We start from the raw sequence: 25033 nt of genomic DNA, 5'->3' as shown, positions 1-25033 counted from the left end.
TTTACGAGGCTTTCTTTGCAAGCTGCTTCGTGATGAACGCCCACTCGGCTTCGGTGACGGGCGTGATCGACAGGCGGTTGCCCTTCGCGAGCACGCGCATGTCGGCGAGCTCGGAATGCGCGCGCAACTCGGCGAGCGGGATCAACTGGATCTTCTTCTTGAACACGACGTCGACGAGCGTCCAGCGCGGCGTTTCCCGCGTCGATTTTGCGTCGTAGTAGTCGCTCTTCGGATCGAACTGGGTCGGATCGGGATAAGGCGTCGACGACACCTCGGCGATGCCCGCAATGCCGGGCTCCGGGCAGCTCGAATGATAGAAGAGCACGCCGTCGCCTATCTTCATGACGTCGCGCATGAAGTTCCGCGCCTGATAGTTGCGGACGCCCGTCCAGGGCAGCGTGCGCTGCGGCGCATTAGCGAGATCGTCGATGCTTGCTTCGTCCGGTTCGGACTTCATCAGCCAGTAGCGCATGAGTCGATTGAACGTGAAGAAGAGGGAAGGGTTTGCCGACCAGTTCAGTTCTCGCACAGGCACGCGCGCAAAGAAAAACGGCACCGGACAAAGTCCGATGCCGTTTGTTGGGTCCCCGCCATAGCCGCTAGGCCGGCATCCTGAACCTGAGGTTCAGAATTGGTCGCAGTTAGCAGCACTTCGGGTACATCAGACTGAGTGACGCGCACGCCCGTGCTACAAATTTCCGCAACCGTGCACATAGCATTGGTTCAAGGAATATATGACCTTGGCGAACCAGGCAGGGAAGCTGAAAAACGTTTGCTCTACAACATGGGCCTGATTGCCGATCAATCAAGCCCATCGCGATTCATTTACTGCACGCTGTACTGTTGAATAACAGTGCCCAGCTGCTCGTTCATCTGGTGCATTGTACGCCGGATTTCTTCGGCGGGAAACGATTCTCCGTGACGCACGCTGGCTTGCAGCCTAAGCAGTTCCGATGCCAGCGACAGCGCCGCCATCACGGCGATACGGTCCTGGCCGCGCACGCTGCTGTTGGCACGGATCTTCGTCATCTCGGCGTCGACACGCGCCACCGCTTCGAGCAGCGCCGACTCCGTTTCCGGCGAGCAGGCGAGACGATAGGACTGGCCGAGGATCGACACTTCGATCTGCTTCGTGGTCATGCATTTTCTCCGTGGCGGGTCGCGTCGTTGTTCGCGTCGTGAGTGGCCTGCGCCTGCTGTTCGGGCGCGAGGAGATCGAGTTGATTGTCGGGCTCGTTATGACCACGCGCGCGCGGCAGCTTCTCGAGGATCGCGTTCAGACGCACCTGGGCGTCGTCGATCTTCGCGGACAGCGCATCGCGCTCCGCCTGCAGTGCGTTGCGTTCTTCACGGGCCTGTTCGAGTTCTGCGCGGGTGGATTCGCATTCGGCACGCGCTTGCGCGAGCTGTTCTTCTAGCGCGATGCGCGCCTCGCTATAGCGCTGGCTGATCTCGATCAGCCGGCCGATGTTCTGTGACAGTGTTTCGAGTTCGGTGAGCATGTGCTGCGTCCTCTAAAGACATGGCATTCTAGCGCGGAATGTCGCACGCTCGGACATTTGTCTCGTTTCGAGACGTAACAGTAGCGCGTTAATGCCGCATTATCCAGGTGCCCGGCCGCATTTAACGCATTTTTACCCCTTAAAAAGGGGCTTTTTTTAACGGTCCCTCTTTGGACATTCGTACGATGTCCCGCGTTTCTTGACGCGTTTGCTCACCACTTCTACACTTGCGGCACTTTGGTGCCCGCGCACGGTATCGCGCCGCGCGCAGTTAAACGGGAAGCAGGGAGCGAAGTCCTCCTGGACGAGCCAACCTGCGCTGTCCTCGCAACGGTACAACGACCGCAGTTCTTGCAGGTCGACCCAATGCACGCGTCGAGCCATCTGTGTTCGAACGCCGTGCGCGAAGCCACTGCGCGTTGCGCGCGGGAAGGCGGGTCGGCGCGTCGTCAGCCCGGATACCGGCCAGAGGCAAGGGGCGCGTCGCCCCTTGGACAGGCAACGGCCCACGAGGAGCGGGCCGCGCATAGGCCCACAGGACTCTTTCGATGCCCACCCCGCTGTTCCCGCGCGTTGCGCATGCGCCGTACGCTGCGCTTGCCGTCCTTGCATACGCACTCTCGTGCGCGCCGTCCGCCGCTTGTGCGCAGACCGACGCGCTGTCTCAAGCGCAGTCCCAGGCGCAGCCACCCGGTCATCACGCGGGACCGTCGGCAACGACGACGGATCGATCGGACACCGGCACCGAAAATCCCTCAGCAGAGCCGTCTGCGGGGACCATCTCCACGGACGCCGGCACCGATGCGCCGACGCTCTCGCCCATCGTGGTCACTGCGGAGCGCGGCGCCCAACGTCTCGCCGACGCCATTCCGCAGACCACGCTCTTCGACGCACAGGACATCGCCGATACGACGGCACGCGATCTGCCCGGTCTGCTGCAGCTCGCGCCCGGCGCGCAGATCGTGCGCAACGGCGGTCCCGGCTCGACGTCGAGTCTCTTTCTGCGAGGCGCGTCGGCGACGCAATCGCTCGTGCTGATCGACGGCGTGCGCGTCGATTCGGTGAGCCAGAACAGCGCGCAGCTCGAACAGATTCCGCTCGACCAGATCGATCATGTCGAAGTGGTCAACGGCAATGTGTCGGCGCTGTATGGCTCGGGCGCGATCGGCGGTGTCGTGCAGGTGTTCACGAAGGACGGCGGCAATCATCCGCCGCGCTTTCACTTCGAGCTCGAGTACGGCAGCTATCACACGCAGCGGCAGGCGGCAGGCGTGGACGGCGCGCTCGACAAGGACGGCAAGACCACCTTCAGCGTCACGCTCGCGCGCGCGAAGACGGATGGTTTCTCGTCGATCGATCCTGCGCTCGCGCCCGTCAATCCGAACGCGAACGGCTACTTCAACGAGAGCGTGAGCGCGTCGCTGCGTCACAGGTTCAACGACCAATGGGACGTGGGCGTGCGCTATTTTCAATCGAACGGCAACGACAGCTTCGACAATCCGTTCGGGCTGCCCACCGATCTGAACAATCTGCACAGCAAGGTGCAGACGGCGTCCGCGTTCGCGAACGGCAAGCTGACCGACTGGTGGACGACGCATCTTATCGCCGCGACGGGCAACGATCGCAGCAACACGGCCCTCAACGGCGACTATCTGTACCGCTACGATTCGGACAACCGGCAGTACACCTGGCAGAACGATTTGACGTTTGCGCGCGATCACAAGCTGCAGATCGGCTATGAGCATCTGGACCAGACGCTCGATTCGAATCAGTACACGGCGCCCGACCGTCACGTGAACTCGGTGTTCGCGGGCTACTCGGGGCGCCTGGGCAACAGCCAGATTCAGGCGAACGTGCGGCGCGACCAGTACTCGGATTTCGGCGGTGCCAACAGTTACTATCTCGGCTATGGCTACGACTTCGACGAGCACTGGAAGGCGACTGCAAGCTGGTCCGATGCGTTTCGCGCGCCGAGCTTCAACGACTTGTACTACCCGTTCAGCGGCAATCCGCTGATCCAGCCGGAGCGCAGTCATTCCGTCGAGGCGGCCTTGCAGTACGCATCGGATGCGCTGGGCCTGATGAAGCTCACCGCATTCGAGACGCGCTATACGAACCTGATCGACTATGTGCAGACGACGCCGGGCATCTACGTTGCAGAGAACGTCGGGCATGCGAAAGTGCAGGGCATCGAAGGATCGTGGGCGGGCCATGTCGGCAGGACGGACGTGCGCGCGGCCGTGACGTTTCAGAATCCCGTCGACGAAGACACGCATACCGATCTGAACCGGCGAGCGCGTCACTTCGCGTCGTTCACCGCGAACCGCAATATCGGCAGCTGGCGCGTAGGCGGGGAATGGATTTTGAGCGGCGAGCGCGTCGATGGCGGCACGCCGCTCGGCGGTTATGGCATCGTGAATCTGTCCGCCCGCTATCGCATCACGAAGGCATGGTATGTGGCCGCGCAGATCCAGAATCTCTTCGACAAGGACTATGAACTCGCCTACACGTACAACACGCCGCGGCGCGGCGCGTACATCACGCTTGGCTGGCAGCAGCAGTAACCCGCGATGAACGGCGCCGCGCAACGTCAGCCCCTTCATGTCGCGCGAAGCATGAACGCGAAGCGCGCGCTCGCGATCTGGGCCGCGCTAGGCGTCGCGGCGCTCGTCGTGTTTATGGCGTCGCTTGCGTTGGGCAGCGTGAGCGTCGCGCCGTTGCATGTGCTGACAGCGTTGCTGCCGTCGCATGATTCAGCGGGCGATCTGGCCGTCGAGATCGTTCGCACGCTGCGCCTGCCGCGCGCGCTCGCGGGCTTCGGATGCGGCGCGCTGCTCGCGCTTGCGGGCGCGTTGCTACAGGTGCTGTTGCGCAATCCGCTCGCCGAGCCGTATGTGCTCGGCGTGTCCGGCGGCGCGGCGAGCTTCGCGCTCGTCGCGATGATCGCGGGCTGCGCATGGTGGATCGTCGATGTATCCGCTTTCGCCGGCGCATTCGCATCGATCCTGCTCGTGCTCGGCCTGGCGCGCGGCGCATTGTGGCGCGGCGAGCCGCAGGACGCGTCGCCGCGTCTTCTACTGACGGGCGCCGTCATCGCCGCGGGGTGGGGCGCCATCATCACGCTGCTGCTGACCGTCGCACCCGAGAGCCGTCTGCGCGGCATGCTGTTCTGGCTCACGGGTGACCTGAACGGCGGCGGCACGCCGTGGCTCGCGCTTGCCGCGTTGTGCGCCGCGTTGATCGCGATCGTGCCCGCCGCGCCGCAACTCAATGTGCTGCTGCGCGGCGATGCAGCGGCCCAGGCGCTCGGCGTGCCCGTGATGCGTGCGCGGCTTCGCGTGTATCTCGTCGCATCGCTGGCGGCCGCGGCGGCCGTGACGACGGGCGGCACGATCGGCTTCGTCGGGCTCGTCGTGCCGCACATGCTGCGACTCGCGTTCGGCAACGACCAGCGGATGCTGCTGCCCGCGTCCGCGCTCGGCGGCGGCGTCGCCGTGATGGGCGCCGATCTGATTGCGCGCGTCGTGATCGCGCCCGCGCAGTTGCCCGTCGGTGTGATTACGGCATTGACGGGCGTGCCCGTGTTTCTGTGGATGCTGCTGCGGCGGAGGCGCGCATGAACGCACGCGCCGCGATCGAACTCACGTTGCACGCCGACCAACTGACGTTGCGCGCAGGCTCGCGCACGCTGCTCGACGATTTCACGCATACGTTCCATCCCGGCGAGGTCTGGTGCATTGCCGGGCCGAACGGCGCGGGCAAGACCACATTGATCTTGACGCTCGCGGGCCTGCTGCATCCGGCGAAAGGTCATGTCGAGCTCGACGGCATGCGCGTGAACGAATGGCCGCTTGCGCGCCTCGCGCAGCGTCGCGCGCTGATGCCGCAAGCGTCGCACGATGCGTTCAGCGCGAGCGTGCTTGATATCGTGCTGTTGAATCGCTTTCCGCATCTGGCCGGCTGGGGCTGGGAGCGCGACGAAGACCGCGCGGCTGCGCACGCGGCGCTCGATACGCTCGGTCTCGCCGATTTCGCTTCGCGCGACGTGCTGTCGCTGTCGGGCGGCGAGCGCCAGCGCGTCGCGCTCGCGGCCGTGCTGTGCCAGGACGCGCCGTTGCTGCTGCTCGACGAACCACTCGCGCATCTGGACCTGCATCATCAGATCGATTGTCTCGAAGCATTGAACGCATGGACGCGCGGCGCCGGGCGTACAGTGATGTTCTCGTGCCACGATCTGAATCTCGCGCGGCGTTTCGCGACGCATGCGCTGCTGCTCGAAGGCAATGGCGTCGCGCATGCGGGACCCGTGCGCGATGTGCTGACGCCGCCGCTCGCGAGCCGCGCATTCGGCTATCCAATCGTGCTGATCCGCGACGGCGACGACGAAGCGCTGATTCCGGCAACGCGTCCATCGGCTCGCACGTGATTTCGCATGAATCGAACCTTTCACGCAGATACGAACATGACCACCTCGCCCTCACTGCACGCCTCGTCAGCCCTGCCCGTTGTCGAACCGCTCGAACAGACGCTGCGCGCCGGACTGCAACGCATCATCGATCTGAAGACCAAGCCGCCCGGCAGCCTCGGCCAGCTCGAAGCGCTCGCGTTGAAGATGGGCATGATCCAGCGGACGACACAGCCCGCGATCGTGCGTCCCGCGATGATCGTCTTCGCCGCAGATCACGGTATCGCGAACGCGGGCGTGAGTCCTTATCCGCAAGCCGTGACCGCGCAGATGGTGCTGAACTTTCTCGCGGGTGGCGCGGCGATCAACGCGTTCAGCCGCGTCGCGGGCCTCGAGTTGGAAGTGGTGAACGCGGGCGTCGCCTACGATTTCGCGCCGCATGAACGGCTCGTCGACATCCCCATTGGCAAGGGCACGCGCAACTTCGCGCAAGAACCGGCGATGACGCGCGACGAAGCGCTCGCCGCAATGCGCGCGGGCGCGGAGCGCGTGCGTCATCACGCGGCGCTCGGCACCAACGTGATCGGCTTCGGCGAGATGGGGATCGCGAATACATCATCGGCTGCCTGCTTGATGAGCCGGCTGTGCGGCATTTCGATCGACGAATGCGTCGGGCGCGGCACGGGGCTCGACGACGCCGGCCTCGCGAAAAAACGCAACGTGCTGGCGGCGGCGCTCGCGTATCACGCGGCCTCGGATGATCCGCTCGATGTGCTCGCGACGTTCGGCGGCTTCGAGATTGCGATGATGGCGGGCGCGTATCTCGCGGCGGCGCAAGCGCGCATGACGATCGTCGTCGACGGCTTCATCGCGTCGTCGGCGTTGCTGGTCGCCGATGCATTGGCGCCCGCTGTGCGTGACTATTGTGTGTTCGCGCATGCGTCGAACGAGGCGGGGCACCGGCGCATGCTCGATTACTTCGGCGCCGCGCCGCTGCTCGCGCTCGATCTGCGTCTTGGCGAGGGCACGGGCGCGGCGCTGGCGATGCCGCTGCTGCGCGCGGCCGTCGCGTTCATCGACGAGATGGCGAGCTTCGAATCGGCGGGCGTCGCGCAACGCGACGCGTGATGCCACGCGCGCGCGAACAGGCGCGTCCGAATTAACCGTTATCGTGAAGGATGACCGTGAAGAGCGAACCGCGAGCGACGACCAGCGATGAATGAACTGCGTTATTTCTTCACGGCGCTCGGCTACTTCACGCGCGTGCCCGTGCCGCGCTGGGTCGGCTATGAGCCGCATTATCTGAACGCGGCGGCGCGCTACTTTCCGCTTGTCGGCGCATTGGTCGGCGCGGCGGGCGCGGTCGTGTACATGGCCGCGCTGCGCATCTTTCCCGCGGGCGTGGCCGTGCTGCTTTCGATGGCGACGACGCTGCTCGTCACCGGCACATTCCACGAAGACGGACTGGCCGATTGCGTCGACGCGTTCGGCGGCGCCTATACGCGTGAAGATACGCTGCGCATCATGCACGACTCGCGCATCGGCGCGTTCGGCGCGATTGCGCTGATGATCGCGCTCGCGCTGAAGTGGCAAACGCTCGCGTCATTGCCGCCGCTGCGCGCGGCGTGGCTGATGATCGCGGCGCATGCGGCAAGCCGCGCATGCGCGATCAGCTATCTCTTCACGCTCGACTACGTGCGCGCGGAAGGCAAGGCGAAGCCCGTCGCGCAGCGCATGTCACGCAATGCTTTTTGCTGCGCTATCGTACTGGGTGTGCCATGGCTTTTCTGGCCGCAATGGCAGGCAGGGTGCATCACGCTGCTCGTGCTGGTCGTGTTGCGTGTTGCGCTGGGCCGCTATTTCGTCAGGCGCATCGGCGGATATACGGGTGACTGTCTGGGCTTTGCCCAGCAGGTTTTCGAACTGGCCATCTATCTGGTGAGTCTCGCATGGATATCGTTCTGATCCGTCACCCGGCTGTCGACGTCGAAGAAGGCGTCTGCTATGGCCATAGCGACGTGGCCCTCGCCGATGCGCCGGAAGCATCGGCGGCCGCGCTGGCCGTGCGTCTCGCGACCTTGCAGGTGCCCGCGCCGCGCGTGCTGTTGTCGAGTCCGCTCACGCGCTGCGCGTCGGTGGCCGCCGCGCTCGCCGCGAATTTCGGCTGCGCGCATAGCTGCGACGACAGCCTGAAGGAAATGGACTTCGGCACGTGGGAGCTACAGCGCTGGAACGATATCGATCGCGCGCTGATCGACGCATGGGCGAACGACTTCGAAGGCGCGCGCGCGCATGGCGGCGAAAGCGTCGAGCAGTTCGTGAGCCGCGTGCGCGCATGGTTCGACGCGCTCCAGCAGACGCGCGAACTGTCGCCTGCCTATGTCGTCACGCATGCGGGCGTGATGCGCGCGATCGCGGCGACGGTGCTCGGGTTGCCCGTCGAGCGCTGCCTGAAATGGTCGCTCGACATGTCGGGTTGCGTCTGGTTGCGCCGCGACGACGTCACGAACGACTGGTCGATGGTGCGCTGGAACGCCTGACGTTTTGCCCCACGTTCTGCTTCAACTACTGCGTCAACGATTTGGCCGGCGCGAGCGCGCGATATCGAGGTCCTTGCACAGTTGCGCCGCGCCTTGCGCGAGACGCGGCGCGGGGCGGTTGATCAGATCGCCGTCGATTGCAAAGAGGTTGTTGCGCGCGACGGCCGTCATGCCCGGCCATGCGTTCCATCTGTCGAGCGAAGGCAGCGGCCGGTCGGGTTTCGTCGCGCCGGGCGCAGCCGTGACGATGACTTCCGGGTTCGCGGCCAGCACGGCTTCCGTCGAAACCGTCGGCACCAGCGGTTCGAGCTTCGCGAATACATTGCGGCCGCCGCATAGCGCAATCACGTCGCTGATCATGTGCTCGCCGTTGAGCGTCATCAGCGGCTCGTCCCATACCTGGTAGAACACGCTGACACCCGGCTGCGTCGAATAGCGCGCGCGCAGGCTGGCGATGTCGTCGCGCCACGCGCGCGCTGCCGCATCGGCGGCTTGCGATGTGCCGAGCAACTCGCCGAGCTTCGTCAGCGTGACGGCGATATCGTCGAGATGATGCGGCTCGCTGAAATAGAGGGGGATGTGCATGTCGCGCAAGCGGTCGATCTGACGCTGCGCATTGCCATGACGCCACACCACGATCAGATCGGGTTTCAACGCGATGATGCGTTCGAGGTCGAGCGACTTGTTGTCGCCGACGCGCGGCAGCTGTTTGGCTTCGGGCGGGTAGTCGCTATAGCTCACTGCGCCGACGAGCTTTGCGCCGCCGCCCGCCGCATAGATCATCTCGGTCACATGCGGCGCGAGGCTGATTACGCGTTGCGCGGGTTGCGAGAGCGTGACGGGCGTATTGGTGTCGTCGGTGACGGTTATCGGTGTGCTTGCGTTCGCGTTCGCATGGAGCAGCATCGAAGCGAGTGCGAATGCTGCGCTCAGCGCGCGGAATCGTCGGGCTGGTTGCATCGTTTTGATCGCATTGTTTTTATAGCGCTGCCATGCTCGTCCGAAGGCTCTCTTCGAAGCGCAGCCACTGCGCTTGCGTTGCGGGCAATCCGAAGCGCACGCTCGCGGGATCGGCGAAGAACCGCGTCCATACGCCTCGTTGCGCGAGCGCGCGATGCAGTTGCGCGGCGCGCGGGTCGGCGATCCATGCGAAGAGCGGCGTCGCATGCACGTCGAACCCGTGCGCGTCGAGCAGCGCAACGAGACGCGCGCTGTCTTGCACGAGCCGTTCTCGCATCGCGTGCTGCCAGGCCGTATCGGCGAACGCGGCGCTCACGGCATGACGCGCGGGACCGCTGACCGTCCACGCGCCCAACGCTTCGTCGAGCACTTCGAGCAGGCGAGGGCAGCCGAGCACGAAGCCCGCTCGCACGCCCGCAAGACCGAAGAACTTGCCCGGCGAGCGCAGCACGACAAGTCCTTCGCGATCGGTGCAGGCAGCGAGCGATTGCGCAGGCATCGAATCGGCAAACGCTTCGTCGACGATCAGCGTGCCGCCGCGTGCGCGCAACGCTTCATGCCATCGCAGCAGCAGCGAAGCGCTCAGGTGCTCGGCTGTCGGGTTGTTCGGATTCACGACGACGGCATGCGTGATCTCATCGGGCAACGTCGAACGGCCGACGTCGAGCGTCGTCACGCGATGCCCCGCGCGCGCGAACGCGGGCGCGTATTCGCCGTACGTCAACGACGCAATGCCTACGGTGCCGCGCTCGAGCACGAGCGGCAGCATGCGGATCGCCGCCTGGCTCCCCGCGACGGGCAGCACATGCGATGCATCGGGCGCACCGTAGTGGCGCGCCGCGCGTTCCGCGAAACCGTCGCCGCTATCGGGCAGACGCCGCCATGCATCGGCGGGAACGGGCGGCACCGGGTAGCCATGCGGATTGATGCCCGTCGACAGATCGAGCCAGGCGTCATAGGGGATTGCGTAACGGCGTGCCGCTTCGTGCAGGTTGCCGCCGTGCTGAACGGATCGCGTCATCGTCTAGCCCTGAAACGGCACGCTCAAAAGCGCGAGCGCGATGAAGACGGCGAGCCACAGAATGACGGTCCGCTCGACGAGCATCAGCGCCGCTTCGATATGCCGCGCGCTCGCCGTGTGCCCCGCGCCGAGCATCGGACGCTGTTCTATCACGCCGTGATACACAGCCGCGCCGCCCAGCAACACGTTGAGGCTGCCCGCGCCGGAGGCCATCACGGGCCCCGCGTTCGGACTGTCCCAGCGCGGCGCCTGCTCGCGCCAGCATTGCAGCGCGGTGCGCGTGTCGCCGAGCAACGCATAACTGAATGCGGTGAGGCGCGCGGGCAGCCAGTTCAGCACATCGTCGAAACGCGCGGCCGCCCAGCCGAACCGCAAATAGCGCGGCGTCCGATAACCCCACATTGCATCGAGCGTGTTCGCGAGACGGAACGCGAGCGCGCCCGGTCCGCCGAAAATCGCGAACCAGAAGAGCGCGCCGAAGATCGCGTCGTTGCCGTTTTCAAGCGCCGATTCGACGGCTGCGCGCGACAGCGCGCCTTCGTCCGCGTGCGACGTTTCGCGCGAGACGATGCGCGACGTCAGCACGCGCGCCTGCGCGAGATCGCGGCTCGCGAGCGCGCGGCCGATGGGCGCGATGTGATCGTGCAGGCTGCGCGCGCCGAGCGCGAAGTAAAGCAGCGCGACGTGCAGCGCGCACGCCAGCACGAACGGCAGCGCCAGCACGAGCCATGTCGCGACGAGAACGGGCGGCACGACGGCCAGCAGCCACGCGAGAATGCCGAGCAGCCGGCCGCGCCGCCCTGTGTTGAGCGCGGCTTCGAGTTTCGCTGCGAGCTTGCCGAAGCCGACGAGCGGATGCGCGCGACGCGGTTCGCCGAACCATCGGTCGATGGCGACGGATGCCGTCGCCAGCGCCGCAACGAGGGGCAATGACAGCAGCATCATGAGCGGTCCGCCGTTTTCAGATGCAGAGGCAGGCCCGCGACCATCATCGTGACCTGCGTGCTGATCGCGGCAATGCGCTGATTCAGCCGGCCCAGCTCGTCGACATAAAGACGCGTCGCCGCGCCGAGCGGCACAACGCCGAGCCCTATTTCGTTGCTGACGACGATGACCTTCGCGCGCGCCTGCGCGAGCGTTTCTTCGAGCATCGCGAAACGCGCGAGGTAATCGTCGAGCGGCGGCGAGCCGTCGGCGGGGCACAGCAGGTTCGCGAGCCACAGTGTCAGGCAGTCGATCAGCACGCACTGCCCCGGCTGATCGATTGACGCGAGCGCCCGCGGCAAGTCGAGCGGCGCTTCGAGCAGCGCCCAATGAGCAGGGCGCCGTTCGCGATGGCGCGCGACGCGCTCGGCGAACTCGTCGTCGCCGATGCGCGCGGTCGCGACATAGGTAACGGGCAGCGCGCTCGCGGTCGCGAGCCGTTCGGCGTGCAGGCTCTTGCCCGAGCGCGCGCCGCCGAGCACGAAGGTGAGGTCGCGGGAAATCATCGCGTGATTGTACCGACACTGTCCGCATGTGCCGTGACGAAAGCGCGCGCTCGCGAGCGCGATGGGATAATGCGGGCTTCCCTTCCTCCAGCTGCGCACATGGCCACCGTGTCCGCTTTTTCCTCTGCTTCTGCCGAAGCGCTCGACGTACCGCTCGATATGTCCTTGAACGTGCCCCGCGGCACGCTGATGATCCAGGGCACGACCTCCGACGCGGGCAAGAGCACGCTCGTCGCCGGCCTGTGCCGTCTCGCGCGTCGCGCGGGCGCGCGAGTCGCGCCGTTCAAGCCGCAGAACATGGCGCTCAATAGCGCCGTGACTGTCGACGGCGGCGAGATCGGCCGCGCGCAGGCGTTGCAGGCGGTGGCCGCGGGCATCGACGCGCACACCGATCTGAACCCCGTGCTGCTCAAGCCGACGAGCGATCGCGGCGCGCAGGTGATCATCCACGGCAAGGCGCGCATGAATCTCGACGCGCGCGCGTATCACGATTACAAGCCCGTTGCGTTCGAAGCGGTGCTGGAGTCGTATGCGCGGCTGAAAGCGTCGTATGACACCATCTTCGTCGAAGGCGCGGGCAGTCCGGCCGAAATCAATCTGCGCGAGCGCGACATCGCGAACATGGGCTTTGCGGAAGCCGTCGATTGCCCTGTCGTGCTCGTCGCCGACATCGACCGTGGCGGCGTGTTCGCGCATCTGACGGGCACGCTCGCCTGTCTCTCCGAAAGCGAGCAGGCGCGCGTGCGCGGCTTCGTCATCAACCGCTTTCGCGGCGACGTCGGTCTGCTGAAGCCGGGGCTCGAATGGCTCGAAGCAAAGACGGGCAAGCCCGTGCTCGGCGTCGTGCCGTATCTGCACGGCCTCACGCTCGACGCCGAAGACATGCTGCCGCGCGAGCTGCGCACCGCGCACGCTGGCGACGCCGCACGGACGTTGCGCGTCGTCGTGCCCGCACTGCCGCACATCAGCAATCACACGGATTTCGATGCGCTGCGCGCGCATCCGCAAGTCGATTTTCATTACGTGCGCGCGGGCAGCGCGCCGCCGCCCGCCGATCTGATCATCCTGCCGGGCTCGAAGAACGTGCAGGGCGATCTGGCGTTTCTGCGCGCACAGCACTGGGATGCCGTGCTGGAGCGCCATCTGCGCTACGGCGGGCGCGTGATCGGCGTGTGCGGCGGCATGCAGATGCTCGGGCGCGAAATCGCGGACCCACATGGTGTCGAAGGGCCGCCCGCGACGGTCGCCGGATTTGGCTGGCTCGACTTCTCGACGACGCTCACGCGCGACAAGACGCTCAGGAACGTGACGGGACGCCTCGCCGCGTTCGATGTCGCCGATGCCGCCGACATCGCCGGCTACGAGATCCACATGGGCGAGACGCACGGCCCCGCGCTCGACGCGCCCGCGCTGCTGCTCGACGACGCGGACGGACGCTCGCGCGCGGACGGCGCCCGTTCCGCCGATGGCCGGATTCTCGCGACCTACGTGCATGGTCTCTTCGATACACCCGCCGCGTGCGCTTCGTTGCTCGCGTGGGCAGGGCTCGCGAACGCCGAGCCCGTCGACTATCCGGCGTTGCGCGAGGCGTCGCTGGAGCGGCTCGCCGATACGCTCGCCGCGCACCTCGACCTGAAGCGCCTGTGGTCGGCCGTCGGCTGATTCGTTCTTGGCGCGAATTAATCTAAGCCGGGGAGGCGGTTTTTCTGCCGCATTCGTTCGAATAAAGTCCGTTCCATCGACAGTGCAACCCGCGCCGTCAAACCATCACCATCAAGGAACCGACATGAACCCGACCGCGAGCAACAAAGCCGATCTCGCCGCCACGATCCTGCGCGTTGCGCTGGGTGTGCTGTATCTGGCGCACAGCCTCCAGAAGATTTTCGTCTTCACGCTGCCGGGCGCGGCGCAATTCTTCGTGTCGATCGGCTTTCCGGGCTGGCTCGCCTACGTGACGACGTTCGTCGAACTGTTCGGCGGGATCGCATTGCTGCTCGGCGTGCAGGTCCGCTGGGTCGCGCTCGTGCTGCTGCCGTTCATGCTCGGCGCGCTGTCCGTGCATCTGCCGAACGGCTGGGGCTTTGCGTCGCCGCACGGCGGCTGGGAGTATCCGGCGTTCTGGGCCGTCACGCTGGTCGTGCAGTCGCTGCTCGGCAATGGCCTTTTTGCTGTCGGCGGCGCGAACGCGGAATCGCTGGGGCAGAGCCGCAAGCCTGCTTGATTCCTGCTCAATGCCTGCTTGATGCGGCGTTCCGGGGCTGGCGTGTTGCCAGCCTCTCAATGAAAAAACGGCACGCGGGCGTGAGCCCCGTGCCGTTTTGTCGTCGATGGTTTGCGGTAGTCAGTACAGCACCATCTGCGTGCAGCGGAACAGAGCCATCGTCTTGCCGTTCGGATCGGTCACGGTTGCGTCCCATACCTGGGTGCTGCGCCCCAGATGCACGCCTTTCGCGACCGCACGGATCATTCCTTCCGTCGACGTCCCGAGGAAATTGCTCTTCAGTTCGACCGTCGTGAAATTGCGCGCGTTGTCAGGCAGATGCGCGAGGCACGCGTAGCCGCACGCGGTATCGGCGAGACCGATCACGGTCGCCGCGTGCAGGAAGCCGTTCGGCGCGAGAAGCTCGCTGCGCACGGTCAGCTCGGCCGTCAGCGTGCCTTCGGCGAGGTCGATGACGCGCACGCCCAGCAAGCCGGGCAGCGAGCCTTTCTGGCGTTCGTGGAGCCGGTCGATCGTGTAATCGCTGCGCAGTTTGCTCATAATCCTGGTACTCTCGAAAAAAAGGGAGGGAAGCGCCCCTCAAGCGCGTAGGGACTTCGACGCGACAGGTTTTGCCGATATTATCAACGGCTGGAATAATCGGCCCGCGCCGAGCCGAAGCGCCCATGCCTTGTCAGCGGGGCGCGGAGCGCGGACAGGCCGGAAGTCGAGCGGCAAACCGGCTGGCAGCGCCAGCCATCTTCCCGGGAGAATTCATGACGGTGATCGTGGTGGCGAATCCAAAGGGCGGTGTGGGCAAGAGCACACTGTCGACCAATCTGGCTGGCTATTTCGCGGCTGAGGGCCAATGGGTCGCGCTCGCCGATCTCGACCGGCAGCAGTCCGCACATGCGTGGCTCGATCTACGCCCGGACACGCTGCCGGCCATCGAAACGTGGCACGTCGATCCGGATGCGCCTGCCAAGCCGCCCAAGGGTCTTGAGCAGGCCGTCGTCGATACGCCCGCCGGGCTGCACGGAAACCGGCTGAACGTGGCGCTGTCGCTCGCGGACAAGGTGATCGTGCCGCTGCAGCCGTCCATCTTCGACATTCTCGCTACGAAGGAATTTCTCGAGCGGCTCGCGAAGGAAAAGGCGGTGCGCAAAGGGGCGATCGAGATCGGCGTGGTCGGCATGCGCGTGGATGCGCGCACCAAGTCGGCCGACCAGCTGCATCGCTTCGTCGAGGGACTGGATCTGCCCGTGCTCGGCTACCTGCGCGATACGCAGAACTACGTGCAACTGGCGGCGCACGGCCTGACGCTGTGGGACGTCGCGAAAAGCCGCGTCGAGAAAGACCTGGAGCAGTGGGAGTCGATCACCGCGTGGCTCAACGGGAAGGGCTCGGGCGGGAAGGGGAGCGGGAAGAAAGGCTGAAGGCCGCTTGTCGATCCGATAGCCGCTTCAGCCTTTGTTGCCAGCGAGCGTTGCCGGCGAGCGTGGCTGGCGATTGGATCAGGTCCAGCTTTGCGTCGGCACGTGATCGCGGCTGCCCTTGATCACGTTGTTTTCGTCGACGAACACGAGATCGGGCTTCCAGCCCGCCTTCAACTCTTCTTCGTCGACGTTCGCGAACGCCGCGATGATCACGAGATCGCCCAGCTGCGCGCGCCGCGCCGCCGAGCCGTTCAGCGAAATCATGCCGCTGCCGCGCTCGCCCTTGATCGCATACGTCGAAAAGCGCTCACCGTTGTTGACGTTCCAGATGTCGATGCGTTCGTTCTCGACGATGTTCGCCGCTTCCAGCAGGTTTTCGTCGATTGCGCACGAGCCTTCGTAGTGCAGCTCGCAGTGCGTGACTACCGCGCGGTGAATCTTCGACTTCAGCATGTTGCGTTGCATGGCTAATCCTTTGGCGTTGCTACTGCTTTGACCGTTTTGGTCGCTTTGGCCCGCGTTCGGCCTGCGTTTGGCCCGAATCCGGAACCCGGGCGCGAACTGGTGCCCGTGCCGGCGCCGCGGTCGAGTTCAGATTTCGAGGTTGTCGATCAGGCGCGTCACGCCCAGCTTCGCAGCGGCGAGCACGACGAGCGGCGCGTCCGGTTCGTGCGCGGCAGGCGCGATCAGGTTCGAGCGCTTGCGGATCGCGATGTAGTCCGGTTTCCAGCCGCGCGAGGCGAGCGAAGCCATCGCCTCCTGCTCCAGCTTCGCGAAATCGCGGTTGCCCGACAGCACGGCTTCGCGCACACGCCCGAGCGTGGCCGCGAGCATCGGCGCTTCGGCGCGTTCGGCTTCGCTCAGATAGCGGTTGCGCGAACTGAGCGCGAGGCCGTCGGTGTCGCGCACGGTTTCGGCGGCGATGATGTCGGTGGGCAGCGCGAACTGCTCGGTCATCGCTCGCACGATCATCAATTGCTGATAGTCCTTCTTGCCGAACACGGCGACACGCGGCTGCACGCACGACATCAGCTTCATCACGACGGTGCAGACGCCCGTGAAGAAGCCGGGCCGGAACTCGCCTTCGAGGATGTCGCCCAGGTCGTGCGGTGGATGCACGCGGTATTCCTGCGGCTGCGGATACATGTCCCGTTCCGTCGGCGCGAACAGCACATAGACATTTTCCTTCTGCAGCTTCTCGATGTCCGCTTCGAGCGTGCGCGGATATTTGTCGAAGTCTTCGTTCGGGCCGAATTGCAGGCGGTTCACGAAGATGCTCGCCACGACCGGGTCGCCGTGCTGCCGCGCGAGGCGCATCAGCGACAGATGGCCTTCGTGCAGGTTGCCCATCGTCGGCACAAAGGCGGTGCGGTTCTGGCCGCGCAACTGGTCGCGCAATTCCTGGATCGAGCTGATGACTTTCATGATCGGGCGGTGTTGTGAGCCATTCGGGCCGCTAACGGCGGCTGGATAGCTCGCGGTTGTCTCGTTTGCGCGAAATGTCGCGCGCTTTCGTGATATCCACGCAGAGCCGGCGGGCCGGCTTTGAAGCCTTCAAAGCGCGGGATTGTAGTGGATTTGTTGTTGTGGTGCACCAGATCGAGGCGGGGGGTAGACGCCTGGCCTGGCGCCTGGTCTCGCCCCTTGGTGTCGGGGCCGCAGCCGCTGCCGGGAGCGCGTCTGTCGGAGCGCCCCGAAGATCCCGCTACGCGTTTGCGGATGGCTACGACGGGAGTATGCCGCAACGATCGTTCCCCGCGCCGATGCCGTCCGTCAGGCCGGCAGGTAAGCCAGCCGCACGTAAATCGGCGCGAACGGCTCGGCCTGCGTGATCTCGATCAACGACTCACGCGACAGCTCGAGCATCGCGATAAAGTTCACGACGACGACAGGTACGCCGCGCGTCGTATCGAACAGCTCCGAAAATTCCATGAAGCGCGCATTCTGCAGCTTGCGCAGGATCACGCTCATGTGCTCGCGCACGGACAGCTCCTCGCGCGAAATCTTGTGATGCTGGACGAGCTTCGCCCGCTTGATCACATCGGCCCACGCGGCGCGCAGGTCGTCCGTGTTCACGTCCGGAAAGCGCGGCGTGATGCTCTGCTCGATGTACACCTCGGCGCGCAGGAAGTCGCGGCCGAGTTGCGGCAACTGATCGAGGCGCTGCGCCGCGAGCTTCATCTGCTCGTATTCGAGCAGGCGGCGCACCAGTTCCGCGCGCGGGTCTTCCGCTTCCTCGCCCGTGTCCGCCTTCTTCACGGGCAGCAGCATGCGCGACTTGATCTCGATCAGCATCGCCGCCATCAGCAGATATTCGGACGCGAGTTCGAGATTGGTCTTGCGCAGCTGTTCGACATAGCCGAGATACTGGGCCGTCACTTCGGCCATCGGAATGTCCAGCACGTTGAAGTTCTGCTTGCGGATCAGGTACAGCAGCAGATCCAGCGGGCCTTCGAAAGTCTCGAGAAAGACTTCGAGGGCGTCCGGCGGGATGTACAGGTCCTGCGGCAGCTTGAAGAGCGGCTCGCCGTACAGGCGAGCGAAAGCGATGCCGTCGACGGTGTCAGGCGTCGAGTCGGTAGCGGGCGTGGCGAGCGCTGCGTCGGACCTTTCCGTTGCGGCGCGGGCCTCGTCGGCGGTGGTCACTTAGAAGTTCTGGTAGTAGACGTACGGCGTCTGCTTTACGCGCGCGGCCTGATTGGACGCGCGTTCGTCGAGGTCGATCGGCTGCTTGTCCCACAGGAGCGCGCGGCCGCGACGCTGCTCTTCCTCCAGAGTGGGCTTTTGCTGCTTCAGTTGGTTCAGGAACTGCGTGATATCCGATTGATACATGGCTCGACGTCCGTGAATGAAGGTGACGGCGCCCGAAAGATGGCCTGGAAGGCGGGGCCGCCGGTGCAGAACAGGATTTTACCGCAAGCCCGGGCAGGTCAAGCGAAAAGTCGGCGGAACCGCGAGCGGTCCGTGGCGTCCAAGGCGGGCACCCGCGACATGCGTCCTGCATGCGTCACGGTGCGTTTGCGCGGCTGATGCAGCGCGCGTTCGACAAATTGCGCGCCAGCGCCGATGTGGTCAAATAGCGGGGGTTCCCCTGCGCCTTGACCGGCCGGGTGCCGGCATTCTTCAACCAATCGTCAACAAGAGCCGGAGGTCGTGTTTGGCGGGGTGGGCCATCGAGCGGTCATGCAAACGCCGCAGCGAAATCCAGGTACGAGACCGTGCCGCGATGCATCGCGCATCGTATGCGGCGGCGCTGCTGCGCGCGTGCCTGTCGTGCGGGCTCTGCGTGCTGCTGCTGTTGACGGCTTCGCACGCCTATGCCGCGCGCGCGAAGCCGGCGTACAAGGTCGACGTCGACGCGGAGCCGCGCTCGCTGCGCAAGCTGCTCGAAGAGCATCTCGACATTTCCCGCTTCGCGAAGCGCGACGACATTTCCCCCGAGCAGTTCGATTTTCTCGTGACGGCGACGCCGCAGCAGGTGCGCGATCTTGCGTCGACGCAAGGCTATTTCACGCCCGTCGTGCGGACCGACGTGCGCACGGTCGACGACAAAAAAGAGGTGCGCGTTTCCGTCGATCCCGGCCCGCGCACGACGATCTCGTCGATTTCGCTGTCGTTTCGCGGCCCGGTGCTGACGGAAGACCCCACGCAGGAAAACGCGACGCGCTTTGCGTTCTCGCTGCACGAAGGCGATCCGTTCACGCAGTCGGACTGGGATGACGCGAAGGACGCGGCGCTGAAGGCGCTCCAGGCGCGCCGCTATCTGGGCGCGAAGATTGCGCGCTCCGAGGCGCGCGTCGACCCGCGCACGCACGAAGCGAAACTGTCCGTCACTTTCGACAGCGGCCCGACCTTCACGATGGGCAAGCTCGACGTCTCGGGGCCGCGGCGTTATCCGGAGCGCATCGTCGAGAACGTCAATCCGATTTCGCCGGGCGAAGTCTACGACGTGCAGCGCGTGACGGAACTGCAACGCCAGTTGCAGAACACGCCGTACTACGCGAGCGTCGCGATCGACGTCGGCAACGATACGGAAAAGCCGCTCGAAACGCCCGTGCACGTGAAGGTCAGCGAGTACCCGTACAACAGCGTGCGCGGCGGCGTCGGCTATTCGACGGACACGGGCGCGCACATTCAGGGCTCGTATTCGTATCTCGACACGTTCGGCGCGGCGTGGCCGTTTTCTGTCGCCGGGCGGCTCGACCAGATCCAGCAGTATGGCGAGGTGAAGCTCGCGATGCCGCCGGGACGCCGTGGCTGGACCAATAGCGCGCTCGCGTCGTACACCAGCACGGACGTGTCCGATACGCGCATCTACAGCTTGCGCGCGGGCGTGCAGCGCACGCGCACATCGCAGTACATCGACTACGCGTACTCGATCCTGTACTACCAGGACCGGCTGGACCAGAACATCCAGGCACCGACGACGAGCCGCGCGCTCGTGCCCGCCTGGTCGTGGACGCGCCGCAACACCGACGATGTGCTGTTCCCGCGCTCGGGCAACCTGCTGCACGTCGAGGCGGGCTTCGCGGTGAAGGGCTTCCTCACCGACCAGACCTTCATTCGCGGCTATGCGCGTGGCCAGCAGTACGTACCCGTCGGTGCGCGCGACCTGATTCTGTTCCGCGCGGAGCTGGGCGGCGTCTTCACGAGCGGACCGTCGAGCGGCGTGCCGGCGTCGCTGCTGTTCCGCGCGGGCGGCTCGAATTCGGTGCGCGGCTACGGATATCAGAGTATCGGTAACAACGTCGGCGGCTCGATTCTGCCGACCAAGTACCTGGTGACGGGCACGTCCGAGTATCAGCACTGGTTCAACCGCGACTGGGGCGCGGCCGTGTTCTTCGACATCGGCACGGCCACCGATACCTGGGGCGAAAAGGTTTTCTATCCGGGCGTCGGCGTGGGCGCGCGCTGGCGTAGCCCCGTCGGTCCCGTGAACATCGATCTTGCCTATGGCATTCGCAACAAGAGCGTGCGGCCGTATCTGACGCTCGGCATCGCCTTCTGATTTCCCTCTGAACCCACACCGAACCCGATAGCCATTCCTAAGCATGACGACGGACCCATCCGCGAATCCATCAGAGAACCCGCGAGGCGACAATCCGCCGGGCGGCGAGCCGCCTCGCGGCCCGGATGGGTCCGGCACGCCGCCGCCCGAAAAAAAACCGCGCCGCAGCAGACGGCTGTGGAAGGCGATCGTCTGGGCGATCGTCGTGCCCGTCGTGCTCGTCGCGCTGATCGGCGGCGCGCTGTACGGCGTGTTCGTCACCGAGCGCGGCACCGCTTACGCGTGGCAGGCGGCCGTGAAGCTGCTGCACGGGCAGCTCGAAGGCAAGCTCGACGGCGGCGCGATCGCGACGGGCCTGCACATGCGCGACGTGCGCTGGCGCAGCCTCGACGGCAGCGGCACCGATATCCGCGTCGACCGCATCGACGGGCGATGGGCGCTATCCGACAAGCCGTGGCGCTTCGTCGTCGATTATCTGCATATCGGCACGGTCGACGCGCGCATCGCGCCGTCCACGTCGAAGTCCGAGCCGATGAGCCTGCCCAAAGACTTGCGCCTCCCGCTGCAACTGGCCGTGCGCGATCTGAGCGTCGACAGGCTGATCCTGCACCAGGGCGGATCGACCTCCGAATACGCGCGGCTGCAATTCCACGGACGCAGCGACGGCCGGCATCACGAGGTATCCGTCGACCGGCTCGACACGCCGTTCGGCGCGGTGACGGCGGCGGCGAAGCTCGACGGCGTGCGGCCGTTTCCGCTGACGGGCGACGCCGGTTATTCGGGCAAGGTCAACGACGAGCCGGTGCAGGTGCGCGCGCATCTGTCGGGCACGCTCGAAACGCTGGTCGCCGAACTCGACGCGACGGGGATGAAGCTGACGGGCCATGCGCGCGTCGAAGCGACGCCGTTCGCCGATGTGCCGTTGCAGCGCGCGACGCTTACTTTCGATCACGTGAATCCGCAGGCTTTCGCGCCCGGCGCGCCGCTCGCCGATCTCGCCGTGCGCGCCGAGTTGCAGCCCGTGCAGCGCGACGCGGCGGGGCATGAGGCGATCAATGGGGCCACGCAAGAGGCGGCGAGCGGCGCCAGCGGCGTGGGTGCGGCGAGCGTGGCGGGTCCGGTGGCTGCCGCAAATGCAAGTCCGGCCAAGGCGGCGAGTCCCGTCGGTGTCGCCCGTTCTGCCCATCCCGCAAGCATGGCGAGCGCCCCTGCGCCGGCGTCGCAACCCTCAGCGGGCGGCGCGCGCGCTTTCGCCGTGCAAGGCGCGGTGTCGATCGTGAACGCGAAGCCTGGCTCGATCGACGAGCACCTGCTGCCGCTGATCGACGCGCATGTCGACGTGCGGCTCGACGCGCAGGCGCAGCGTCTGTCCAATCTCAACGTGCGGCTCGTGAAGGACGCGACCGTAACGGGCGGCGGCACGCTGACGGGCAAGCGCGGGCAGTTCGATCTTCAGGTCGCGAAGCTGGACCTGAACGCGTTGCAGGCGAGCGTGCGCCCGACGCAGTTCGCCGGGCCCGTTTCGATCCGGCTGAACGACGATATACAAAGCATTACGCTCGACCTGAACGATCCGAAGTCGGCGTTGCGCGCGCAAGGCAAGATCACGTTGGACCCGGCGCGCACGAGCTTCAACGATGTGCGCATCACGTCCGGCAAAGGCCGCATCGACCTGAACGGCGCGATCAAGCGCGACGAGCATTCCACGTACAACCTCAAGGCGACGCTGACCGATTTCGATCCGCTGACGCTGACCACGCAAACGCCGTCGCGCGCGGCGCCAGCGGGCAAGGGCGGTACACGAAAGGGCAAGCCGGACAAGGTGGACAAGGGCCGCAACACCACGACGAGCGCGCCTGAATCGCCCAGCAAGTCGCCCACGAAGGCGTCGACAAAAACGCCCGCGAAAACAGCGGCGAATTCACCGGCGAAAGCCCCCGCGTCGCGCAAGATCGAAGCGCGCGTGAACGGCACGCTGTCGGCGGCGGGCGTGCTGGGCCCCGTGTTCACGACGAAAGCCGAGTTCCGCCTCGGCGAAAGCGTCTACGACGGCCTGCCGATGACGGGCAGCGGCACCGTGCAGCTGGCCGGCTCGCGCATCTTGCCGAGCCGCGCGAATCTTTCCGTCGCGGGCAATCAGGTCGATCTGCAAGGCAGTTTTGGCGCGCGCGGCGACCGTCTGCGCTTTCACGTCGACGCGCCCGATCTCGAAAGGCTCGGCTTCGGGTTCGCGGGTCTCGTCGCGGCGCAGGGCGACGTGACGGGCACGTTCGAGCATCCGAATGTCGCGCTCGACTACAAGGCGGAAAACGTCGTGTTCGCGTCGAACAAGCTCGGGCACGCGGAAGGACACGTCGAGTTGCGCGATGGCGCAAACGGCGCGATGGTCTTTACGACGGACGCGCGCGATGTCAGCACGGCCGGCGTCGAGCTGAGCACGCTCACCGCGCGGCTGAACGGCACGCGCGCGAAACATACGCTCGACGCCGCCGCGAAGGGCACGCTGCAAGGCCGGCCACTCGACCTGGCGCTGGCTGCGAACGGCAAGCTCACCGACGCGCGCGACGGCACGCACTGGGACGGCACCGTCACGCGCCTGTCGAACACGGGCACGCCTGCGCTGAACATGGAATCGCCGCTCACCGTCAGCGCGGGCGGCCAGCGCGTGACGCTCGGCGCGACGCGGCTGACGCTCGAAGGCGCGGTGCTCGATCTGAAGTCGTTCGCGCTCGACCACGGGCGCATCCGTTCGGCGGGCACGCTGACGGGCGTGTCGGTCGCGCGGATGCTCGAATTGCGCCAGGAGTTCACGGGCGTGCCGTCGACGCTCAAGACCGATCTCGTCTTCGACGGCAACTGGGACTTTGCGCTCGCCGACACGGCGACGGGCCATATCGAGCTGAAGCGGCGCGGCGGCGACATTACGCTCGAAGTGGGGCGCGGCTACGCGCCCGTCGGCATCAGCGACATCGCCGTGCGCGCGGACTTCAGCGGCGGCAATCAGCTGAACGCGACCGTGCATGCGCAGGCAAGCCGCATCGGCGTGGTCGACGCGTCGGCGCATACGACGCTCGTGCCGCGCGACGGCGTGCTGACGGTCAATCAGGAAGGGCCGCTCACGGGCAACATCAATGCGAACGTGCCGTCGCTGAAGACGACGGGCGGACTGTTCGGGCCGAGCTATCTGCTCGACGGCCATCTGGCGCTGAAGCTCGCGCTCGGCGGCACGGTCGCGAAGCCGAATCTGTCGGGCTCGCTGATCGGCGACGGATTGTCGGCGACGCTCGTCGACCAGGGCGTGCAGTTGAAGGAAGGCGTGGTGCATATCGCGCTCTCCGAAAATCTCGTCGATTTCCAGCAGGTCGAGTTTCATGGTGCATCGGGCACGCTGCGCGCGACGGGCCGCGTGCGGCTCGACAACGCCGAGCCCGATCTGACGGCGAGCATCATCGCGGACAAGCTCGAACTGTTCGCAGCGCCGGACCGGCAATTGACGATGTCGGGCAGCGCGAGTGTGGCGAATGCGGGCGCGCAGGGCGGACTCGCGATCAACGGCAAGTTCGTCATCGATCACGCGTTGTTCGACATGCCCGAGAAGGGCGAGCCGCGTCTCGGCGACGATGTCGTCGTCGTGCGCCCGGACGGATCGGTCGCCGGCGGCAAGCCGCAGGAAACCGGCAATTCGAACAAGCCGGTCGGCGCGTTTGCGCCGCGCGCGAACATCGATATCGATCTGGGCCAGAAATTCCGCTTCCGCGGCCAGGGCGCGGACGTCGGCTTGCGCGGCACGATCACCGCGTTGAGCGCGCCGAACATGCCGCTGCGCGCGGTCGGCAACGTGCGCGTCACGGAAGGTTCGACCTATACGGCGTTCGGCCGCAAGCTCGGCATCGAAAACGGCTTCTTCACGTTCAACGGGCCGGTCGCGAATCCCGGCATCAACATTCTCGCGATGCGTCGCAACCAGCAGGTCGAGGCGGGCGTGCAGGTGACGGGCACGATCCAGTCGCCCGTCGCGAAGCTGGTGTCGGAGCCGAGCGTGCCGGACAACGAAAAGCTCTCGTGGCTGCTGTTCGGACATGGCACCGACCAGGGCAACAACGTCGGCCAGCAGAGCACGATGACAACGGCGCTCGCGCTGCTCGGCAGTGCCAGTGGCAAGCGCATCGCGCAGGAGTTCGGACTCGACGAATTCTCGATCGGCCGAAGCGAAGTGGGGCTGACCGATCCGCAGGTCGTGATGGTGTCGAAGGCGATCAGCGAGTGGCTCGTGATCGGCTATGAACAGGGCCTGCAGTCGGCGAGCAACGCAATCAAGGCAACCGTGAACCTGACGCGCTACTGGTCGGTGGCCGCGTACGGCGGCACGTTCCAGGGGATGGACTTGCAGTACACGCGGCGCTTCGACCGGCTGCGGTGGTGATCGAAAGAGACCGGCGAATTGCGTGAGCGGCCGGCCTGGTTCGAGAGC

Annotated in this window: 23 protein-coding genes, 1 other RNA gene and 1 riboswitch; of the genes, 11 read left to right on the top strand and 13 right to left on the bottom strand. The window is 65.8% G+C overall.

Annotated elements, in window-relative coordinates; genetic code table 11:
• Nucleotide 1 precedes the first annotated feature (1 nt).
• The 4 genes from AABE10_RS28195 to AABE10_RS28180 all read right to left on the bottom strand — a co-directional run bounded on the left by AABE10_RS28195 (nucleotide 2) and on the right by AABE10_RS28180 (nucleotide 1502).
• Nucleotides 2-472 (bottom strand): EVE domain-containing protein, encoded by a 471-nt coding sequence (locus tag AABE10_RS28195; protein ID WP_342936530.1) that lies wholly within the window; start codon nucleotides 470-472, stop codon nucleotides 2-4.
• Nucleotides 473-580: 108 nt separating this feature from the next.
• Nucleotides 581-762: non-coding RNA, 6S RNA (gene ssrS / locus AABE10_RS28190), on the bottom strand.
• Nucleotides 763-825: 63 nt separating this feature from the next.
• Nucleotides 826-1140: a cell division protein ZapA gene (locus AABE10_RS28185; RefSeq protein WP_342936488.1), complete on the bottom strand. Its 315-nt coding sequence runs from the start codon at nucleotides 1138-1140 to the stop codon at nucleotides 826-828.
• Nucleotides 1137-1502, bottom strand: a complete 366-nt coding sequence (locus tag AABE10_RS28180; RefSeq protein WP_342936487.1) for an ATPase — start codon at nucleotides 1500-1502, stop codon at nucleotides 1137-1139. The genes AABE10_RS28185 and AABE10_RS28180 overlap by 4 nt, the downstream gene beginning before the upstream one ends.
• A gap of 221 nt (nucleotides 1503-1723) precedes the next feature.
• Nucleotides 1724-1986, top strand: a riboswitch (cobalamin riboswitch).
• A gap of 64 nt (nucleotides 1987-2050) precedes the next feature.
• On the opposite strand from AABE10_RS28180, the gene AABE10_RS28175 reads away from it, so the two are divergent.
• The 6 genes from AABE10_RS28175 (at nucleotide 2051) to cobC (ending at nucleotide 8447) form a co-directional block, all read left to right on the top strand.
• Nucleotides 2051-4066: a TonB-dependent receptor domain-containing protein gene (locus tag AABE10_RS28175; RefSeq protein ID WP_342936486.1), complete on the top strand. Its 2016-nt coding sequence runs from the start codon at nucleotides 2051-2053 to the stop codon at nucleotides 4064-4066.
• 6 nt (nucleotides 4067-4072) lie between these two features.
• Nucleotides 4073-5122 carry an iron ABC transporter permease gene (locus AABE10_RS28170; RefSeq protein ID WP_342936485.1) on the top strand — a complete coding sequence of 350 codons (1050 nt, stop codon included), beginning with the start codon at nucleotides 4073-4075 and terminating at the stop codon, nucleotides 5120-5122.
• The gene (locus AABE10_RS28165) at nucleotides 5119-5928 is read left to right on the top strand and encodes an ABC transporter ATP-binding protein (protein ID WP_342936484.1); all 810 of its coding nucleotides are present in this window, start codon (nucleotides 5119-5121) and stop codon (nucleotides 5926-5928) included. The genes AABE10_RS28170 and AABE10_RS28165 overlap by 4 nt, the downstream gene beginning before the upstream one ends.
• Nucleotides 5929-5964: 36 nt before the next feature.
• Nucleotides 5965-7035, top strand: coding sequence for a nicotinate-nucleotide--dimethylbenzimidazole phosphoribosyltransferase (gene cobT, locus AABE10_RS28160; RefSeq protein WP_342936483.1), 1071 nt, complete (start codon nucleotides 5965-5967; stop codon nucleotides 7033-7035).
• An 87-nt stretch (nucleotides 7036-7122) separates the two neighbouring features.
• Nucleotides 7123-7872: an adenosylcobinamide-GDP ribazoletransferase gene (locus AABE10_RS28155; RefSeq protein WP_342936482.1), complete on the top strand. Its 750-nt coding sequence runs from the start codon at nucleotides 7123-7125 to the stop codon at nucleotides 7870-7872.
• Nucleotides 7857-8447, top strand: coding sequence for an alpha-ribazole phosphatase (gene cobC, locus AABE10_RS28150; RefSeq protein ID WP_342936481.1), 591 nt, complete (start codon nucleotides 7857-7859; stop codon nucleotides 8445-8447). Before AABE10_RS28155 ends, cobC begins: the two co-directional genes overlap by 16 nt.
• Nucleotides 8448-8480: 33 nt before the next feature.
• Here the strand turns inward: cobC and AABE10_RS28145 are convergent, their stop codons facing one another.
• The 4 genes from AABE10_RS28145 to cobU are packed head-to-tail and all read right to left on the bottom strand — an operon-like array spanning nucleotide 8481 to nucleotide 11918.
• A complete protein-coding gene (locus AABE10_RS28145; RefSeq protein WP_342936480.1) occupies nucleotides 8481-9407 on the bottom strand; it encodes a cobalamin-binding protein in 927 nt (308 codons plus the stop codon).
• Between the two features lie 19 nt (nucleotides 9408-9426).
• Nucleotides 9427-10428 (bottom strand): threonine-phosphate decarboxylase CobD, encoded by a 1002-nt coding sequence (gene cobD / locus AABE10_RS28140; RefSeq protein WP_342936479.1) that lies wholly within the window; start codon nucleotides 10426-10428, stop codon nucleotides 9427-9429.
• A gap of 3 nt (nucleotides 10429-10431) precedes the next feature.
• Nucleotides 10432-11373, bottom strand: a complete 942-nt coding sequence (gene cbiB, locus AABE10_RS28135; protein ID WP_342936478.1) for an adenosylcobinamide-phosphate synthase CbiB — start codon at nucleotides 11371-11373, stop codon at nucleotides 10432-10434.
• On the bottom strand, nucleotides 11370-11918 hold the full coding sequence (gene cobU / locus AABE10_RS28130) for a bifunctional adenosylcobinamide kinase/adenosylcobinamide-phosphate guanylyltransferase (RefSeq protein WP_342936477.1): 549 nt from the start codon (nucleotides 11916-11918) through the stop codon (nucleotides 11370-11372). Before cobU ends, cbiB begins: the two co-directional genes overlap by 4 nt.
• 159 nt (nucleotides 11919-12077) lie before the next feature.
• Here cobU and AABE10_RS28125 point away from each other — a divergent pair, with 159 nt between their 5' ends.
• Both AABE10_RS28125 and AABE10_RS28120 read left to right on the top strand, forming a co-directional pair.
• The gene (locus tag AABE10_RS28125; RefSeq protein WP_428983402.1) at nucleotides 12078-13580 is read left to right on the top strand and encodes a cobyric acid synthase; all 1503 of its coding nucleotides are present in this window, start codon (nucleotides 12078-12080) and stop codon (nucleotides 13578-13580) included.
• Nucleotides 13581-13704: 124 nt separating this feature from the next.
• Complete coding sequence (locus tag AABE10_RS28120; protein ID WP_342936475.1) at nucleotides 13705-14139, top strand: DoxX family protein; 435 nt, start codon at nucleotides 13705-13707, stop codon at nucleotides 14137-14139.
• 120 nt (nucleotides 14140-14259) lie between these two features.
• Here the strand turns inward: AABE10_RS28120 and AABE10_RS28115 are convergent, their stop codons facing one another.
• Nucleotides 14260-14679 carry a PaaI family thioesterase gene (locus tag AABE10_RS28115; RefSeq protein ID WP_342936474.1) on the bottom strand — a complete coding sequence of 140 codons (420 nt, stop codon included), beginning with the start codon at nucleotides 14677-14679 and terminating at the stop codon, nucleotides 14260-14262.
• Nucleotides 14680-14894: 215 nt separating this feature from the next.
• Here AABE10_RS28115 and AABE10_RS28110 point away from each other — a divergent pair, with 215 nt between their 5' ends.
• A complete protein-coding gene (locus AABE10_RS28110) occupies nucleotides 14895-15554 on the top strand; it encodes a ParA family protein (protein WP_342936473.1) in 660 nt (219 codons plus the stop codon).
• 78 nt (nucleotides 15555-15632) lie between these two features.
• Here the strand turns inward: AABE10_RS28110 and panD are convergent, their stop codons facing one another.
• The 4 genes from panD to AABE10_RS28090 all read right to left on the bottom strand — a co-directional run bounded on the left by panD (nucleotide 15633) and on the right by AABE10_RS28090 (nucleotide 18386).
• A complete protein-coding gene (gene panD, locus AABE10_RS28105; RefSeq protein ID WP_342936472.1) occupies nucleotides 15633-16019 on the bottom strand; it encodes an aspartate 1-decarboxylase in 387 nt (128 codons plus the stop codon).
• 126 nt (nucleotides 16020-16145) lie between these two features.
• A complete protein-coding gene (panC, locus tag AABE10_RS28100; RefSeq protein WP_342936471.1) occupies nucleotides 16146-16979 on the bottom strand; it encodes a pantoate--beta-alanine ligase in 834 nt (277 codons plus the stop codon).
• Nucleotides 16980-17327: 348 nt separating this feature from the next.
• A complete protein-coding gene (locus AABE10_RS28095; RefSeq protein WP_342936470.1) occupies nucleotides 17328-18200 on the bottom strand; it encodes a ScpA family protein in 873 nt (290 codons plus the stop codon).
• Nucleotides 18201-18386, bottom strand: a complete 186-nt coding sequence (locus tag AABE10_RS28090; protein ID WP_090864585.1) for a DUF3460 family protein — start codon at nucleotides 18384-18386, stop codon at nucleotides 18201-18203.
• A 325-nt stretch (nucleotides 18387-18711) separates the two neighbouring features.
• Between AABE10_RS28090 and AABE10_RS28085 the strand changes: the two genes are divergently transcribed.
• Both AABE10_RS28085 and AABE10_RS28080 read left to right on the top strand, forming a co-directional pair.
• Nucleotides 18712-20562, top strand: coding sequence for an autotransporter assembly complex family protein (locus AABE10_RS28085; RefSeq protein WP_342936469.1), 1851 nt, complete (start codon nucleotides 18712-18714; stop codon nucleotides 20560-20562).
• Between the two features lie 43 nt (nucleotides 20563-20605).
• Entirely contained in the window at nucleotides 20606-24985 is a 4380-nt protein-coding gene (locus tag AABE10_RS28080; RefSeq protein WP_342936468.1) for a translocation/assembly module TamB domain-containing protein, read from the top strand.
• The last annotated feature ends 48 nt before the right edge of the window (nucleotides 24986-25033 follow it).

Origin of the sequence: Paraburkholderia diazotrophica (assembly GCF_038900755.1) — a bacterium.
GTDB classification, from domain to species: domain Bacteria; phylum Pseudomonadota; class Gammaproteobacteria; order Burkholderiales; family Burkholderiaceae; genus Paraburkholderia; species Paraburkholderia diazotrophica_A.
The sequence above is the reverse complement of the archived record's forward strand: the minus strand, read 5'-3'. Positions and strand labels throughout refer to the sequence as shown.

Bases quoted from the DNA above. Each gene is read 5' to 3' on its own strand.
- AABE10_RS28195 (WP_342936530.1), bottom strand. From the start codon at position 472: ATGCGCTACTGGCTGATGAAGTCCGAACCGGACGAAGCAAGCATCGAC.
- AABE10_RS28185 (WP_342936488.1), bottom strand. From the start codon at position 1,140: ATGACCACGAAGCAGATCGAAGTGTCGATCCTCGGCCAGTCCTATCGT.
- AABE10_RS28180 (WP_342936487.1), bottom strand. From the start codon at position 1,502: ATGCTCACCGAACTCGAAACACTGTCACAGAACATCGGCCGGCTGATC.
- AABE10_RS28175 (WP_342936486.1), top strand. From the start codon at position 2,051: ATGCCCACCCCGCTGTTCCCGCGCGTTGCGCATGCGCCGTACGCTGCG.
- AABE10_RS28170 (WP_342936485.1), top strand. From the start codon at position 4,073: ATGAACGGCGCCGCGCAACGTCAGCCCCTTCATGTCGCGCGAAGCATG.
- AABE10_RS28165 (WP_342936484.1), top strand. From the start codon at position 5,119: ATGAACGCACGCGCCGCGATCGAACTCACGTTGCACGCCGACCAACTG.
- cobT (WP_342936483.1), top strand. From the start codon at position 5,965: ATGACCACCTCGCCCTCACTGCACGCCTCGTCAGCCCTGCCCGTTGTC.
- AABE10_RS28155 (WP_342936482.1), top strand. From the start codon at position 7,123: ATGAATGAACTGCGTTATTTCTTCACGGCGCTCGGCTACTTCACGCGC.
- cobC (WP_342936481.1), top strand. From the start codon at position 7,857: ATGGATATCGTTCTGATCCGTCACCCGGCTGTCGACGTCGAAGAAGGC.
- AABE10_RS28145 (WP_342936480.1), bottom strand. From the start codon at position 9,407: ATGCAACCAGCCCGACGATTCCGCGCGCTGAGCGCAGCATTCGCACTC.
- cobD (WP_342936479.1), bottom strand. From the start codon at position 10,428: ATGACGCGATCCGTTCAGCACGGCGGCAACCTGCACGAAGCGGCACGC.
- cbiB (WP_342936478.1), bottom strand. From the start codon at position 11,373: ATGATGCTGCTGTCATTGCCCCTCGTTGCGGCGCTGGCGACGGCATCC.
- cobU (WP_342936477.1), bottom strand. From the start codon at position 11,918: ATGATTTCCCGCGACCTCACCTTCGTGCTCGGCGGCGCGCGCTCGGGC.
- AABE10_RS28125 (WP_428983402.1), top strand. From the start codon at position 12,078: ATGTCCTTGAACGTGCCCCGCGGCACGCTGATGATCCAGGGCACGACC.
- AABE10_RS28120 (WP_342936475.1), top strand. From the start codon at position 13,705: ATGAACCCGACCGCGAGCAACAAAGCCGATCTCGCCGCCACGATCCTG.
- AABE10_RS28115 (WP_342936474.1), bottom strand. From the start codon at position 14,679: ATGAGCAAACTGCGCAGCGATTACACGATCGACCGGCTCCACGAACGC.
- AABE10_RS28110 (WP_342936473.1), top strand. From the start codon at position 14,895: ATGACGGTGATCGTGGTGGCGAATCCAAAGGGCGGTGTGGGCAAGAGC.
- panD (WP_342936472.1), bottom strand. From the start codon at position 16,019: ATGCAACGCAACATGCTGAAGTCGAAGATTCACCGCGCGGTAGTCACG.
- panC (WP_342936471.1), bottom strand. From the start codon at position 16,979: ATGAAAGTCATCAGCTCGATCCAGGAATTGCGCGACCAGTTGCGCGGC.
- AABE10_RS28090 (WP_090864585.1), bottom strand. From the start codon at position 18,386: ATGTATCAATCGGATATCACGCAGTTCCTGAACCAACTGAAGCAGCAA.
- AABE10_RS28080 (WP_342936468.1), top strand. From the start codon at position 20,606: ATGACGACGGACCCATCCGCGAATCCATCAGAGAACCCGCGAGGCGAC.